Below are 15,400 nucleotides of genomic sequence, written 5' to 3'. Positions count from 1 at the left end.
GGAGTCCTGCAAGAAAGTTGTCCACAGAAAATGTTTGCAAGGCTGTGGATAACGTTCCGGCAACAGGGGCAAGTCGTTGATGGGGTTGGGTTTTGTGGCGGAGGTGCGGTGGTGGGCCTGGGGTTTCCATCCAGTTGACCAGCGCCTACGCAGGCGCTGGTGGGTTGAGGCGTTAGAGCCTGCCGATTGGGTGCTGCGTGACGCTCAGGCAGGCCTTGATGGCAGGTCGACCCTTTGCGATCACGTTGAGTACGGCGACTCCGAGTTGTCGCGCGAGCTCGTCGTCAAACTTGAATTCGTCTCCGTCCAGGAAGAAGGACACTGCCATGTCCTTGGCCACAAGCGCGGCCAGCCGGGCTGAATCCCCAACTTACATGATCAACTTTTGCGGATCGTCGGTGTACGTAAGAACCAGGGAATAAGGTGGTTGGTTAACCATCGATATCCCCCGAACTATTCGGCCTTTCGAGTGGGTGTCGCGTAGCGGTCAAGAATTCATTCAACGCTGGTTGTCCCAATGCAAGCAAGGTGAGCACGCCACAGCCAAATCGACGGACGAATTCGTCGTCAAGGTTGAAATCGAATTCGTCCAGCAGGATCGGCACCCTCAAAGTTTTAGCCAGGCCCGAGGCCAATTTGGCCGGTTCAACCACTTGCAAAATCAGCTGTTGAATATCTTCTTCGTAACTTACGACGACCGAACACAGCGGCATCTGGCTCATCAAAATCCTCCGTACGATGCATAAATTTTTAAGGCATCTGTTTTGCACAAGACGACGCCGAATGAACGACTGCGCTTAGGGAAGCTTACGGCGAGGCGGAAGATCCGATTCCTTGAAGACGTGTCTCAAGTCTGCCCCGCCGATGCGTTTTCCCGCTTCCATGATCATCAGACCGTCGCTCGGCTGCGGATAGACAACAAGTGGTTCACCATCGAGACGATCAATGTCGAACGTGTCCAGGATGTACCCAGTGCGTGTCTCCACGACATACGCATAGATAAGCAAGGAAACACCCTCGTCGATCCCGATCAGGTCACGCGCGAGCAGGACAAATGCTCCGCCGGGCAATCTCTCCTCGGAGTGATTGAAGGCCAAGCAGTAGGGCACATCGACTTCACGAACCGTGCACGTTTCTAACTGTGCCCGCCACTGCGAAACGTATGCGCTGTAAAGCGATTCATTCACCGTAAGAAGAAAATGAAGTAGCTCGCGTTCGTGGGCTGCTAAAGGCCGTCGCACAGTTCGTCTATCCCGGAAGGCGAACTAGATGACGTAAATCAGCGCCACCGACCCACCTACCTTCCTCGATAATCTTCAATCCGGCGCCGGGCTCGGGATAGTCAACAAGCGGTTCACCATCCAATCTATCTACATTGAACATATCAATGACAAGATCCGTTGGCGTCTTCATCGCCACCGCATAGATGAGTACAGGCACGCCGTGATCGACACCCACCAGCTCTCGGGTGAGAGTAAGCGCGTCGCACCCGGCTTTCTCAGTGCTGCCGTCGTGACATACGGCAAGGTAAAACGGAGAACCAATCTCGCGCACCAGACACTGGCGAATTTGCGCCTTCCATTGATTGATTCGATCGCCGTAAATTGGCTCGCATGTTTCAATCAGAAACGTAAGCAACGCGATTTCCTGCAAGAAAAGTGGTCTTGACAATCGTTACTCCACGCTTTCAAACGAATCGAAGTCAGGAACTCAATAGGTTGGCCATCTTGAGAGTTTTGAGTTCGTCGCATGGGTACCTTAAACGCTGCAACGACTGCCTCAGGTGGATGAAGTCGACGCGAGTGATGTTGTTCAGGATCCACAGAGCGACATCCGGGTAGGGGACGAAGTCTAGGGAAGCTTACGGTGGGGAGGAAGGTCCGACTCCCCGAAGACGTGTCTCAAATCCGCTCCACCAATACGTTTTCCTCCTTCCATGATCATGAGACCGTCACCCGGTTCCGGGTACTTAACAAGCGCCTCTCCGTCGAGACGATCGATGTCGAGGGAGTGCAAGACATAACCGGCACGCGTTTCCACGACGCAAGCATAGATGAGCACGGACACGCCCTCATCGATTCCAACCAGAATGCGAGCCAACTGTGTGTAGCCACCGCAGGCCAATCGATCTTCATGGCAGATCGCCAGACAGTAAGGCACATTGACCTCATGAACCGTACATGTTTCTACTTGAGCTCTCCAGCGGGGTACGTAGTCTTCATAGAAAGATTCGTTCACGGAGAGAAGAAATTCAAGTAGCTTAAGCTCGTGATTTGCTAAAGGTCGTTGCATAGTTCACCGACTCCAGAACGCGATATAGATCCCGATAGAATCACGCGCAGACGGGCAAACAGTAACCACCGAACCTGATATCCATCGTTCCAGAACACATAAAAATCATAATCTCCGTCTGCCATAGACGTGCCGCAGGTCGGCACCGCCAATCCATTTGTTTCGCTCCACGATCATCAAGCCAGCCCCGGGCTCCGGATAGACGACGAGTGGGTTGCCATCCAGCCGATCAATGTTAAAAGAATCCAGAACCGGGCCGACTGCGGTTTCGTGAACAATTGCATAGATCAGCACCGCGACACCCTCGTCCACGGCGATCAATTCTCGCGCAAGCGTGTGGGAGCTCTCCGGTCCGCTATAGCGCTGCTCCGCGTGGCTGATCGAAAGGCAATACGGAACGTTGACCTCATGAACCGTACAGTCTCGAAGTTGGGCCATCCAACGGGGTACGTCAGCTTCGTATAGGGCCGCATTGACAGAGATCATGTACTCGATGAGTTGACGCTCCTGAAAACTTAGAATTCGTTGCATGAATACCTCGAACGTTTCGATCATCGTGGTAGACGAATTGAGCCGACGCGAACCATGTCCACAGACTGTCGGTGGGCTGAATATTCGATCGCCATACCATTGACAGTGACGACAAACGTGTCTCCGTCACCTACAGCTAACTGCAAGCCGCTATTCTCCGCCACGTCTTTGATAATGGCGTCCATGACCGGCTGATGCGGGATACCGGCCTCATCCAGATGCCGAAACGTGTGATAAAGCTGATTAGGATTTTGTCCCCAGTTTATCTCCGACGTATCCTTCACCGTCGGCTTGCACATCTCCTTGATGCGCTCAACCGTTTCAGCCGCTTTTCTCGCCCCCTGCCCGATGCCATACCTGACCGCCGGGTTATGCACCAACCGCCAGATAAACAGCGCGCCGCGCGCCAGGTTGTCGGGCAAGCCAGCCGAAAAATGACACCCGCCGCAAACCGTCGATGTCCCAGGCACCGCCGCCTTCAGCCTCTGACGCGAGCCCTGGAGATTCGCCGGCGGCCCTACCGGCGATTCCCCAAAGTTGTAGTTGTCGATCCACTGATCGACTTCATCGCTACTGATCGGAACATCTGTCCCGTCATTCAGATCGAGAACACTGCCATTCCTCGCGACAGTCCCGCTGCGCGACACAACGCGACCGTCAGGCGCATAGTCGAAACTGACCTTGAATACGCGTCTGAGACCGCCATTGGCCGGACTCGCATACTCATTGAACTTGAACCGGCTGATCCGCCCTCGCAGGTCATAGCGCAGGTAGAAATCGCCGTCGGGTTGTAGCCGTTGAGAACGCGATGGGCGGCATCGCGCATGATCATTTCCGTACCGTCCGGAAGCGCCTGCTGGACGATGACGCCGAACACGTTGCCGGTCGCGTCGCGCGTGACTTTCCACTGCCCAACCAACGTCCCCGCCTCGTAGAACTGCGCGAAGGTGATCCGGTTGAACGCGTCGTACACCATGCCGTAAGCACGCGTCGCGTCGTTCGATTTCGCCGCGTCGAAGCCGCTCGCTCCCGTGCTGTCAGTCGTGGGTGTCTCGCTCAGCCCGGTCGCATTGCCCTGCCCGTCGTACACGAACGACTGGATGACGCCAGGCGACGCAATCGCCGCAGGACGCAGACTTGCACCGTCCGCGTAACGGATCGTCGTGATGGACGTCCCGGAAGCATCTTTGCTTGTGATCCGTGCTGGCCGGCCGGCGACGTCGTAGCTGTATTCGGCATTGCCGCCTTCGTCGCTGTCCTTCAGCAAACTGCCTGATGCGTCCCACGCGAAGCTTTTAGCGCCATCAGCCGAGCGGGAGGAAGTGGGTCGCAGCACGCCGCCAACGGAGGAAAAACTCAGCGTCGTCGTACGTTTGCTGTCGGTGACGGCAGTCGTCCCCGCGCCGTAGGCGAACTGCGCGTTGAGCGACGAATCCGCGTGACTAACCGTCGTCGCACGGCCCTGCGCGTCGTAGCTCCACGTCGCAATGCGACTGCCGGTTTCGTCGATTTCGCCAGTGAGCGCGTTACGAAAGCGGGTATCGTCATAGACATAGCGGTGCACGTTGCCGTCGGGCCAGGTCACCGAAACAAGGTTGCCACTCGCGTCGTACGCGTATTGCGTCAGCCTGCCTAACGGATCATTCAGACGCGACAGACGGCGCCTGTCGTCATAGTCGAGGCGAAGCGTGATGTCCTGTTTCGCGTCGGTGCCTGCCGCATGCTGCGTGATCGTCGTCAGCAGACCCGAGCTGTCGTAGGTCAACGTCCGGACAAAACCCGTCTTCGTACTTTCGGACAGCAGCAAGCCCTGCGCGGAGTACGACTCGGTGGTATCCGTCTTCAGATCGGTAAGCGTCCATCCCGAACCGGATTGAACGAGTGCGAGCCCCGTAAATCCCGCCGTACGCCAACTCCCGGAAAACCAGTTGAAAGTGACGGGCTCGCCGTTCTCGCGATACGCAAGAACCTTCGACGCACTACCGCTGTTCGCATTGGCCAACCCAAGATTGCGCTGCCAACTGTGAAACCACACCGGTCCCATCGCAGCAGACGAAGCACTCAACGACTTCGACCGATACGTCCGCGTGAACCGCATCGGCAGATCGTCGCCGCTGACGAAATCGGTCGCCGTCAACGTGACGGCGCCATTGCCCGGGTACACCGGATCAGCGACGGGACAACTGGCCTCGGGCTCATTGCCCGCCGGCGCCGCGCACCATTGATCAATTAGCGCGAGGTCGTTGATACACGCGTAGTTGCCCATCCCACCCGGCGTATTGCCCACGACATCGAGGCGACACGTCTTTGAACCCGGCGTTGCACCGGACTGCGAGTAGAGCGCGAGACAGTCGGTCGCGTTTGCACCGAACGCCACCATGAGCAACATGAATGCGGCTAGCAGGCGAACCGTCATCCCGACCGGCCCCGCGACCACGCGGTAGTCTTTCATCGTCATCCTTATTGGTTGTACTTGTATGAAGCACAAGCACGCTAAAAGGAACTCAGCGACGAGAGGATCTGAAAATTCTCAACCGTGTATTTCTATTTTCGCCAACTACAGCGCGCTTCTATCAGCGCCTACACGGAGCGTAGGAAATCAAGAAAAAACAAGTCGTCCGAAAGCCCCAAACGCAAAAAAGCGAGGCCGCCGCGCACCGTCATCCTGACTGTGCCCAGCGCCTCGCCTTTAAAACTTATCCCCAGATTTTGTTCAGAAGCCTGTGGATAACCTTCCTGCAACCGCCGCAACTCCTTGATCCGACTGCCTTCTCAAGCGTTGCGCATGGCACACCACCAACCGGAACGACTAAACCGCCGCCCGCCCAATCGGCCGCACAAACGCGCTCCGCTCGACCAACGCGCCGAACAGCAGCCCAATCGTGGTCCACATAATCACCTGCATCCCGATCGCGGCAACGCGGAACTTCCACAGCAGCACCGCCGGGAAAGCCGCCGGCACTTCATTGATCACCGGCATGGAAAGCTGCACAGCGGCAATAATCACGACGAACACCACGGCCGCCACGATCGAGCCATTCCACGCGCCGAGTTGCACGGCCAACCGACGCCGCACCTTCAACGAAAACACCATCGCCGCCAGCGAAATCGCGATCATCAAAAAGAACAACCCGGTCCGCGCGCCGATCGTTTCAGGATCGCCGACCGACGGCGGATTCGCCGGGTACTTGATATTCGGCACGATCACAATCGTAATGAACGCGCCGAGTGCGAGCCACGCGGACAACGCCCGCGCGCTCACCACGCCGACACGTCCATAGGCGAACGCAAACACCAGCGAAAACAACCCGCCAATCGCCGCGCCATACGTCACCACGCCCGTCAGCAAACCCAGGCCCGCCTGCGTCTCACGGCTGACGATTTCCGGCTCAGGGGCTTCGCCCTTCGCGGCATCGGCTTTTTCTTCGAAGGAAATCGCCTGATCGACCTGCGGCTCGCCCACCACTTTGGCGAAGCTGAACGTGAGTAATCCCGCGGCGATGCCTGCAAGCATCCCGCGCACCAACAATTTACCGACCATGTTCAATGCTCCGTTAGTGGCAAGGAAAGCCGAGCAGATGGCGGCCGTCGTGCACGAACTCATGCACGTACATGCCGGGCACCAGCGAGGTGGCACCCTCTTCCGCACCAACGAAGTAAATAGCGAGCAGCAACAGCAAACCGCCGAATACGATCCACGGCAGCAACTCGCGCAAGGGAATCGGCGTGGGCTGAGCAACAGCCGGATTGCCGGAATTGAGAACAGCTTCAGTCATGACGGACATCTCCTGGGGTAACGCGCCCCGATAGTCGATTACAGAGGAAGTGCGCAAAGCTCAGGTCTGGCTTTTGGCAGGAGATGCCAATTACAGTGGCGCGACCGCGCCGGGCTTTCACCGGCTTCCGAGCTTCGCAATGCCGCTATTCTACGCGTTAAACTCCGGCCTTCGGCAACGCAAAACTAACGCGCGAGTGCATGGCTTCGGTGCGGGCGCCAGGCGCAAGTAAACGCAAGGAAACCCACGGTATGGACATTCGGCTATTACTGATTAGCCACGCCTCGACCGCCGCGATGCGTGCAGGCCGCTTTCCCGCCGCCGACTCACTTGCTCCTCTCGACCCACGCGGTCTCGCCGAAATCCAGGCCGCGCGAGCGTCTCTGCCGATCCCCGACGATGCCGCTGCCTTCGTCAGCCCCGCCTCCTGTGCGCGCGAAACGGCTTTGGCCTTGGGCCTGACGGCGACGGTTGACGCGCATCTGGCGGACATGAACTATGGCAATTGGCACAGTCGGCGCCTCGCCGATCTCATGACCGAAGCGCCGCAAGCACTCGCCGCCTGGACCCGCGACCCGGACGCCGCGCCGCACGGGGGCGAGTCGTTCAGCCAACTCGTGAAGCGAACCGGGGGATGGCTGGAAGCGTTGAATGAACGGACGAGCCACGCGTCGCAGGCGAACGAGACACGCAACGTGGTCGCCGTCACGCATGCGCCGGTGCTGCGGGCATCGATCATATCCGTGCTCGGCGCTGCACCCGCGGTGTTTCCACAGATCGAGATCGCGCCGCTTTCGGTGATCGAATTACGCTGCTCGCGACGTGGCTGGACCTGGTGGCCGGCGTCGCGCTAGCCACCGCGCGTCCGCTCAAGCGGAAACGCGCCGTCTACCCAAGCCGATCATTTGCCCGACACAACCAGCCGCAACTTGTTCGAGCCCGTCGGCGCGAGTGTGATCTCGGTCCGCTTGCCCGGCGCACCGACATAGAAGTGCTGACGTGCAGGCGAATTCTGATCGTGCGTTGCCTCGGGCAAACAGGAGGCGACATCGGCCGCGACGGCCTGCAGCGCATCCGCGTTCGAGCCCGCGTCGTGGTGCGGCGTCCACATGCATTGATAGCTGCCGTGACCGGCTGAACATTGGGCGTCGTCGCCGTAGGGTTGGGCGACGCCTTTGCCGTCGTCGGGCGTCAGCGAGGACAAGCCGCCCGGCGCGGCGGCCACGATGCGTTTGAGCGCCGCGCAGGGGCTGGGGGCATCGTCGGCATAGGCGTTACCGCACGGCAAAACGATGCCCAGCCATGCAGATAACGAGGCAGCGGCGAGCGCGGCTGGGAAGTGTCGGGTCCTGTTCATGTCGCGTGGTCCTTCGAGAAGTGGGAGCACTAACGCGATCAGGAGTAGCACGGCGCATGCCTATCCAGGCTCGATCAAACTCCCACAACCTCTTCACGCTCCGTCACCGAACAACGCCGCGCGCCCTTGCGGCGACGCAAAAATTCCCTTGGCGTCATGCCCGACACCGTCGATCACCAACGTGCGATGCGTCGCCAACCCTTGCGGATGCCGCAACGCCATATACCGCGAGTAAGCGAGTCCACGCCCCAACCGGTGCTCCCCCTGCGTCAACGCCGCACAGGACCGATCGAGCGCCGGATGCTGCGGATCGCAATCCGCGCCGCCCAGCAGCACCGTCACATCACGCTGCGCATACCGCGCTTCGAGAAACGCCGCTGCGTCACCTTCACCACCCTCTCCATTCGCATACGCGGGCAAATCCTCAAGCCCATACTTCCAGCGATTAAACGACGGGCACGCCGTCGCATCGAACGTCGCGAACTCTCCCGACGCCCCCGGCCGCATCGCATCGAAATACACATACGACGAAGGATTCGCCACCACATAGCGCAGCGCAATGCCACGCGCCGTGAGCGGCGCATCGCCGCGCGCGACCACCGCGTAACGTTGCACGACCTGGCCGCCGCCCGAATGCCCCGCGATCACCACCTCGGTCAGCGACGCAAACTGCTCGCGCGCGGCGAGCGTGTGCAGAATGGCGTCGAGCACATCGAACGAACTGAGCGGTGCCGGCCCCACTGCGTTGTCGCCGCCCATCCAGCCGATCCAGTCCCAGTGCAACGTGGAAGGCGGCACGGCATGCGCCTCCACGTCGGCGCTGGCGAGAAACTGCGGCACGATCAGCAGCGTGTCGTCCGCGCTGCCGCCGGCCAGTTCGCAGGCGCGCTGCGCCAGATCGAAGTACGTATCGCCGTTGCGCAAACGTCCGTGAATCAGAATCACCGCGCGCCGCACATCGCGCGTCGGCGCAAGCCAGTCGCCGTTCGTGAAGACCGGCACCGTGCCGCTGCCGGCCGGCGTCGTGACGTTCAGATGGCGGCTCGCCACCACCGCGACCGGGCGTTCATTCGGCGCGCGTTCGTCGTCCGTGTTTAAAGGCTGGGGCATGCAATGAGCTCGTGGTTAATCTAATGAGTGGCGGCCCTCGCCGCCAAGCTGCCGTGCGCTCGCCCGGCGCGCGTGAAATACACCATCGCCAGCGACACGAAACCGGCAAAAATCAGGTAGAACGCCGGTGTGAGACTGCTGCCCGTGACGCGCGTCAAACCGGTGATCGTCAACGGCGCCATGCCGCCGAACAGCGTCACTGCAATGTTGTACGACAGCGCCACGCCAGCCGAACGGCTACGCACCGGGAAAAGCGTCGCGAGCATGCCCGGATGCGCGCCGGACATCGCCGCGAGAAACACCGTGGCGACCATCTGCGCGATGAACAGATGCCCCGGCGTCGGATTGGTCACGACGAAGTGATAGAGCGGATACACGCACACCATCCACGCAATCACGATCGGATAGAACAAGCGGTACGCACCGTAACGATCGGCAAGCTTGCCCGACAGCGGAAACAGAAACAGATTCAACGCGCCCGACACGAACGCCCCGAGCAACGCGGTAGACAGCGGCAAATGCAATTGCCGCTCGACATACACCGACAGATACGAGTGCCACACGTAATTCGTCGCCGCCCCGACGATGATCACGCCCATCGCGCAGATCGCCGCATCGCCGTTATCGCGGAAGAACTGCCGGATCGTGACGCGCGGCGGCCTCTCCTGATGCTCGAGCAACTGCTCGAACTCAGGCGACTCGGCCACGCGATGCCGGATATAAAAGCCGAACGGACCAGCCAATGCGCCGAACAGAAACGGCAGACGCCAACCCCACGCCACCAGTTGTTCGTGCGTCAACTGCGTGGTCAGCAGATAGCCGACACCGGACGACAGCAGCAACGCAAACGCCTGCGCCGACATGTTGAAGCTGCCATAGAACATCTTCTTGTGCGGCGGCGCGTACTCCACCAGCATCGCCGACGCAGTTGCGAACTGCCCGCCCACCGAGAGCCCTTGCAGCAAACGCGCAAGCACCACCAGCAGCGGCGCGGCGATGCCGATCCGCGCATAGCTCGGCGTGAGTCCCATCAGCAGTGTGCTGGCCGCCATCGAGATGATCAGCAGCGAGAGCGCCTTGCGACGCCCCGCCCGGTCCGCGTAAATGCCGAGCAGAATGCCGCCGATCGGCCGCACGATGAAGCCCACGGCGAACGTGGCGAGCGTCAGCATGATCGACACGAACCCGCTGCCGCCTGGAAAGAACACTTGCGCGATGATCTTCGCGAAGTAGCCGTAGATCAGAAAGTCGAACCATTCGAGGCCGTTGCCGAGCACGGACGCGAAGATCGCGCGCCGCACCATGGCCGGGCTCAGCGCGCTCGAAGGGTCGGCGCCGGCCATTGCGTCGTCAGGCCGATTGAAGGCTGCCTCGCTCATGGCTCGCACCCCTGCGTACCGAACATGGCCGACAACGCGCACACCGACGTCAGCATTCGCGCGCCGTCGTGACCGACGCCCGGCACGATATGAAAACTCTGATTCAAGCCCTGCGGATGACGCGACTGCATATACGCGTAATACGCGGTCGCGCGCGCCACGCGCTGCGGCCCTTGCGCTTCCGCCGCGCAGGATTTGTCGAGTGCGCTTTGCTGGGGATCGTCGTCCGCGCCGCCGACGAGATAGTCGATCCGGCGCGCCGCATAACCCGCTTCGAGTTGCGCGGGCGAACGGTCGTCGAGATACGGCGGCCGGTTATCCATGCCGTACTTCCATTGATTGAAGTCGGGGCATTGCGCGGCGTCGAACGGCGCGGCGACACCTTGGGCGTTGGGCCTTGACGCGTCGAAATAAGCATAGGTGGACGGACTCGCCACCACGTATCGCACGTCGATGCCCTCGCCGGTCAGCGTGGCAATGTTGCGTCCCGCGACCGCGTAGCGCTGCACCACCTGGCCGCCGCCCGAATGGCCGGCGAACACCACATGCCGCAGATTCGGAAACAGCTTGCGATCGGCGAGACGCGCGACGATCGCGTCCAGCACTTCGTAGGAACCGATCGGCAGCGGTGCGCGTGCCGCTTCGCCACCCATCCATGCATCGCCGGTCCAGCGCAGCATGTCGGCGGGTTCGTCGTGCACGCGCAGGTCGAGGTTGGCGAGGAATTGCGGCGCGATCAGCAGCGTGGTGTCGGGATCGGCGTGCGCGGCGTCTCGGGCATTTTGCGCGGTGCGGTAGTACACGTCCGCGTTGCGCAGTTTGCCGTGTATCACGATCACCGCACGCGTCACCTGGGGCTGCGCGACGCTCCAGTCCTTCGACAGATACAGCGGAAATTCGGCATGCCCTTGCGGCGTGTCGATCGTGAACCGCGTGTCGGAGATCACCGCGACCGGCCTCAGATGCGCCTTGTACGCGTGGGCCGCCAACGCCGGTTGCGCGAGCGCCGCCAAAATGGCCACGCCTGCTGCGGCGCATATCGTCGCGTTGCGTCGAGAGAGAGAAAAGGTCATGCCGCTAGCTCCTGATTACCGTGCGCTGTCTTGAGTCTTGAACGCGGCGCATCGTCGAATCCGTCGTTGAAAAGCCAAATGCTCAGAACCGGTGGCGAATACCGAGCGTCACGCCGGTCTGATTCGGACCGAATGCGGTGTCGCTCGTCAAACCGACCTGCGTGTATTTATCGTTGGCGTAGCGTGTGGACGCGGCGTAGGCGACGGTTGCGTACACATCGGTTCGCTTCGACAGAATATAGTCCGCACCCAGCACGCTCATCAACGAGTTCGACACGTTGGCCGCCTTGTTGCTCTGGTAATACTCGGCGACCGTCACGCGGAATTGCGGCCCGATCAGATAGCGCACCCCGCCGAACCACAATGCCGACGACACCGTCGGGCCCTTGGTCGGGTTGTACAGATAGTGCTCATAGCCGCCCAACACGGTAAGGTCGCCGATCTGTTCACGCGCCGACGCGCTCCAGTTGCGAGATTTGGTCCACATGCCGGTGGAATTGATCGCGCCATTGCGGTAGTCGTAGGCGAGCGCCGCGGCAAAGCTGCCGCTATCGTAGTCGAGCGCGCCGCCGTAGGCCGCGCTGCTCTGAAACGAATCCGCCGTGCCGCCGAAGCTATACACCCCCGTCGCCGTCAAACCGCCGAAGTGGCCCACGTACTTGACCGAATTGTTCACGCGGGCCTTGAACGAAAAGCTGTCCGCGGAACCGGTGGTGGGCATCCACGTGTACTGCTGGCCGAACACCATCGGGTCGTACTTGATCAGCGTGTCGTACATCGCGGTGTACTGCAAGCCCGCCGACAACGCGCCATAAGCGTCGTTCGCGACCCCCACCGCCGCGGTGCGATTGAACAGCACACCGGCGGTCGCGTTGGTGCCGTCGTTACCGTTGAATCCGGCTTCGAGAATAAAGAACGCCTTGTTGCCGCCGCCGAGGTCTTCCGTGCCGCGAAAGCCGAAGCGCGAATTGCTCAGGCCGCCGGAATTCTCACGCACCAGCGAGCCGCCGCTCGCGCCCGCATGATTGAGAAATTCGACGTTGGTGTCGATCAGGCCGTACAACGTAACCGAGGCCTGAGCATGCGCACCCGCGCAACCCGCCATGGCCAACGCGGCCACTGCATATTGTTTTTTCACTGACGTCTCCGGTCGATTTTGTTTTATGTCGCAACGTGACCGGCGCGGCTCGTCTGGGGCAGCGCGGGCATCGGTCGATGCGATGAACGAGATCGTAGGATTGGCCGTGGTAAATGTAAAATACCTGTTTTACGCATCATCCATATATATTGAATATGGCAGCGGGCGGCATGAATCGCACGGCCGGGAGACGGAACATCATGGAACTGCGTCATCTGCGCTACTTTCTGGCAGTCGCCGAAGAAGGCCAATTCACGCGCGCTGCCGAACGGCTGGCCATGCAGCAGCCGCCGCTATCGCAGCAGATTCGCGCACTGGAAGAAGAGATCGGCTTCGAGCTGTTCGTGCGTATGCCGCGCGGCGTCACGCTGACACCGGCGGGTCAGGCCTTTGCGGACGACGCGCAACGCCTGTTGCACGACCTTCAGCAGTCGGTGGAGAAAGCGAACCGGATTGCGCGCGGCGAACTCGGCACGATTTCGATCGGGCTGACCAGCTCGGCCGCGTTTCATCCGTTCACGACCGAGGCGATCCGCGCGTTCCGGGCGGTCTGCCCGGAGGTGGCCGTGGAACTGGCTGAGCTCAACGCGGCGGAAATCATCGAACGTCTGGCCGCAGGTCAGATTCAGGCCGCGTTTCTCCGCAAGCCGGTCGACGCGCGCGAAGGCGTGGCGTTCCAACTCCTGCTCGATGAGCCGATGGTCGTGGTATTGCCGGCCGGGCATCCGCTGCTGAAAGGCGCGGGCAAGAAGCGTCCACAGGTGTCGTTGAAAGCGCTGGCTCAGGAAGACTTCATCCTGGTCCGCCGACCGGGCGCACCCGGCATGTATGCCGACATCCTCGCCGCATGCCGGCAAGCCGGTTTCGTGCCGCGAATCGCGCGCGAAGTGCCGCGCATGGTGTCCGGCATCAACCTCGTCGCGGCGGGTTTGGGCGTGACGCTGGTGCCCGCGTCGATGCAGCGCTACGACCAGGTGGGCGCCGTGTATTGCACGCTCGCCAATCCATCAAGACTGAGTGCGCCCCTGCATCTGGCCTACCCGGCGGCGCTGCAGAACAGCGCGGCGACGCGCTTCATTGAGTTAGTCATGGCGCGCGCACAAAAGTAGGTCATGGCGACTCGCGCCCGGAGCGGCTTCGGCGAGGCGCATAGGCACATTAATTGCACCCTCGCCGTACCGGCCGGGCAATTGCCGGTCATTCAATGACGCGAACACACGCTATGTCAAACAAACTCGCCGCCAATCAGAAGGACCGCCTTTCCTCAGGTATCGAAGGCATCGACGACATCCTCGGAGGCGGTCTTACGCCTCATCGTATGTACCTCGTGGAGGGCGCGCCGGGTACAGGTAAAACTACCCTGGCGTTGCAATTCTTACTTGAGGGTGTGAAACAAGGGCAAGTCGGGCTCTACATCACGCTGTCCGAAACCCGCGACGAGTTGATCTCGGTCGCCCAGAGCCACGGCTGGGACCTCAGCCAATTTACGATTCTCGAACTGCTCTCCGACGAAGGCCTCGACCCGCAGTACGAACAGACCGTGCTGCACCCGGCCGAAGTCGAACTGGGCGAGACCGTGCGCAGCGTCATCCAGCAGGTCGACGAACTCAAACCCGCGCGCATCGTGCTGGACAGTCTGTCGGAATTGCGACTGTTGTCGCAGAACTCATTGCGCTACCGGCGGCAGATTCTGGCGCTCAAGCGCTATTTCGCGACCCGCGAGTGCACGGTGCTGCTGCTCGACGACAATGCGACCGATCCCGGCGACGTGCAACTGCACAGCATCGCCCACGGCGTCATCACGCTCGACAACCTCGTGCACGACTACGGCAGCAACCGCCGGCGCATGCGCATCGCCAAGATGCGCGGCATCAAGTTCCGCGAGGGCTATCACGACTTCACGCTCGACACGGGTGGCATTCAGGTGTATCCGCGGCTGGTTGCCGCCGAACATCACGCGGATTTCCTCACCGACGTGCTCAGCACCGGCACCTCCGGTCTCGACGCGTTGCTCGGCGGCGGCCTGATTCCGGGCACCAACGCGCTGATGATCGGCCCCTCGGGCGTGGGCAAAACCACAACGGTGGTGTCGTGCCTGATCGCCGCGTTGGAGCGGGGTCAACGTTGCGTCTACTACGTGTTCGACGAAACGCTGACTACGCTGATCGTTCGTTGCACGTCGCTCGGCATGTACCTCGCGCCGCACGTGGAAAGCGGCCTGCTGACGCTGCGCCAGATCGATCCGGCGGAAATCTCGCCGGGCGAGTTCGCGAGCGACGTGCGCAACTCGGTGGAAAACAAGGGCGTCAAATACGTCGCGATCGACAGTTTGAACGCCTATTTGCAGGCCATGCCCGGCGAGCGCTATCTGCTGCTGCAAATGCACGAGCTGCTCGGCTATCTGAATCAGCAGGGCGTCGTCACGATGCTGGTGCTGGGGCAGCACGGCATCATCGGCGAAGTGCAGAGCGATATCGACATTAGCTATCTCAGCGACGTGGTCGTGCTGTTCCGCTATTTCGAACACCACGGCGAAGTGCTGACCGCGGTGACCGCCGTGAAGAGCCGCGCCAACGCGCACGAACGCTCGATCCGTCAATTCCGGCTCAGCAGTCGCGGCGTGGAAGTGGGCGAGGCGCTGCGCGACTTCGAAGGCGTGCTGTCCGGCCTGCCGTCGTATCGCGGCGGTACGGCGCTACTCGGCGCCACGCCCAACGTCATCGACTCGTCGAGGTAGTCAGGTC

19 protein-coding genes and 1 riboswitch are annotated in these 15,400 nt (G+C 61.0%); of the genes, 3 read left to right on the top strand and 16 right to left on the bottom strand.

Going from position 1 to position 15,400, the window contains the following annotated elements:
- Positions 1–172: 172 nt before the first annotated feature.
- From HWY05_RS38515 to HWY05_RS34075, 11 genes are all read right to left on the bottom strand, one after another.
- Positions 173–322, bottom strand: coding sequence for a hypothetical protein (locus HWY05_RS38515; protein ID WP_244146772.1), 150 nt, complete (start codon positions 320–322; stop codon positions 173–175).
- 109 nt (positions 323–431) lie between these two features.
- Entirely contained in the window at positions 432–722 is a 291-nt protein-coding gene (locus tag HWY05_RS34115) for a hypothetical protein (protein ID WP_176061116.1), read from the bottom strand.
- 75 nt (positions 723–797) lie between these two features.
- A complete protein-coding gene (locus HWY05_RS34110; RefSeq protein ID WP_176061115.1) occupies positions 798–1,097 on the bottom strand; it encodes a hypothetical protein in 300 nt (99 codons plus the stop codon).
- Between the two features lie 151 nt (positions 1,098–1,248).
- Entirely contained in the window at positions 1,249–1,671 is a 423-nt protein-coding gene (locus HWY05_RS34105) for a hypothetical protein (protein WP_176061114.1), read from the bottom strand.
- Between the two features lie 180 nt (positions 1,672–1,851).
- The gene (locus tag HWY05_RS34100) at positions 1,852–2,292 is read right to left on the bottom strand and encodes a hypothetical protein (protein ID WP_156126786.1); all 441 of its coding nucleotides are present in this window, start codon (positions 2,290–2,292) and stop codon (positions 1,852–1,854) included.
- 105 nt (positions 2,293–2,397) lie between these two features.
- On the bottom strand, positions 2,398–2,823 hold the full coding sequence (locus HWY05_RS34095) for a hypothetical protein (protein ID WP_156126785.1): 426 nt from the start codon (positions 2,821–2,823) through the stop codon (positions 2,398–2,400).
- 20 nt (positions 2,824–2,843) lie between these two features.
- Positions 2,844–3,470, bottom strand: coding sequence for a hypothetical protein (locus HWY05_RS38510; protein ID WP_244146771.1), 627 nt, complete (start codon positions 3,468–3,470; stop codon positions 2,844–2,846).
- Positions 3,422–5,275: a DUF6531 domain-containing protein gene (locus HWY05_RS34090; protein WP_244146770.1), complete on the bottom strand. Its 1,854-nt coding sequence runs from the start codon at positions 5,273–5,275 to the stop codon at positions 3,422–3,424. Before HWY05_RS34090 ends, HWY05_RS38510 begins: the two co-directional genes overlap by 49 nt.
- Positions 5,276–5,403: 128 nt before the next feature.
- Complete coding sequence (locus HWY05_RS34085) at positions 5,404–5,565, bottom strand: hypothetical protein (protein WP_176061113.1); 162 nt, start codon at positions 5,563–5,565, stop codon at positions 5,404–5,406.
- A 67-nt stretch (positions 5,566–5,632) separates the two neighbouring features.
- Positions 5,633–6,364, bottom strand: coding sequence for a CbtA family protein (locus tag HWY05_RS34080; RefSeq protein ID WP_035561353.1), 732 nt, complete (start codon positions 6,362–6,364; stop codon positions 5,633–5,635).
- 13 nt (positions 6,365–6,377) lie between these two features.
- Positions 6,378–6,599, bottom strand: a complete 222-nt coding sequence (locus tag HWY05_RS34075; RefSeq protein WP_035561350.1) for a CbtB domain-containing protein — start codon at positions 6,597–6,599, stop codon at positions 6,378–6,380.
- Between the two features lie 64 nt (positions 6,600–6,663).
- Positions 6,664–6,728: riboswitch (cobalamin riboswitch) on the bottom strand.
- Positions 6,729–6,850: 122 nt separating this feature from the next.
- On the opposite strand from HWY05_RS34075, the gene HWY05_RS34070 reads away from it, so the two are divergent.
- Positions 6,851–7,453, top strand: a complete 603-nt coding sequence (locus tag HWY05_RS34070; protein ID WP_176061132.1) for a histidine phosphatase family protein — start codon at positions 6,851–6,853, stop codon at positions 7,451–7,453.
- Positions 7,454–7,500: 47 nt separating this feature from the next.
- Here the strand turns inward: HWY05_RS34070 and HWY05_RS34065 are convergent, their stop codons facing one another.
- From HWY05_RS34065 to HWY05_RS34045, 5 genes are all read right to left on the bottom strand, one after another.
- On the bottom strand, positions 7,501–7,956 hold the full coding sequence (locus HWY05_RS34065) for a hypothetical protein (RefSeq protein ID WP_176061112.1): 456 nt from the start codon (positions 7,954–7,956) through the stop codon (positions 7,501–7,503).
- 93 nt (positions 7,957–8,049) lie between these two features.
- Positions 8,050–9,066 carry an alpha/beta hydrolase gene (locus HWY05_RS34060; protein WP_176061111.1) on the bottom strand — a complete coding sequence of 339 codons (1,017 nt, stop codon included), beginning with the start codon at positions 9,064–9,066 and terminating at the stop codon, positions 8,050–8,052.
- Between the two features lie 20 nt (positions 9,067–9,086).
- A complete protein-coding gene (locus HWY05_RS34055; protein ID WP_035561339.1) occupies positions 9,087–10,445 on the bottom strand; it encodes an MFS transporter in 1,359 nt (452 codons plus the stop codon).
- Positions 10,442–11,518, bottom strand: coding sequence for an alpha/beta hydrolase (locus HWY05_RS34050; RefSeq protein ID WP_176061110.1), 1,077 nt, complete (start codon positions 11,516–11,518; stop codon positions 10,442–10,444). The genes HWY05_RS34055 and HWY05_RS34050 overlap by 4 nt, the downstream gene beginning before the upstream one ends.
- Positions 11,519–11,600: 82 nt before the next feature.
- Positions 11,601–12,656, bottom strand: coding sequence for a porin (locus HWY05_RS34045; protein ID WP_176061109.1), 1,056 nt, complete (start codon positions 12,654–12,656; stop codon positions 11,601–11,603).
- A gap of 200 nt (positions 12,657–12,856) precedes the next feature.
- Between HWY05_RS34045 and HWY05_RS34040 the strand changes: the two genes are divergently transcribed.
- On the top strand, positions 12,857–13,765 hold the full coding sequence (locus tag HWY05_RS34040; protein ID WP_176061108.1) for a LysR family transcriptional regulator: 909 nt from the start codon (positions 12,857–12,859) through the stop codon (positions 13,763–13,765).
- A gap of 113 nt (positions 13,766–13,878) precedes the next feature.
- The gene (locus tag HWY05_RS34035) at positions 13,879–15,393 is read left to right on the top strand and encodes an ATPase domain-containing protein (RefSeq protein WP_176061107.1); all 1,515 of its coding nucleotides are present in this window, start codon (positions 13,879–13,881) and stop codon (positions 15,391–15,393) included.
- Positions 15,394–15,400 lie beyond the last annotated feature (7 nt).

The organism is Paraburkholderia sp. BCC1876, assembly GCF_902833695.1.
Lineage (GTDB): Bacteria > Pseudomonadota > Gammaproteobacteria > Burkholderiales > Burkholderiaceae > Paraburkholderia.
Note: the sequence above shows the minus strand (reverse complement) of the source record. Positions and strands in the feature narration are given on the sequence as shown.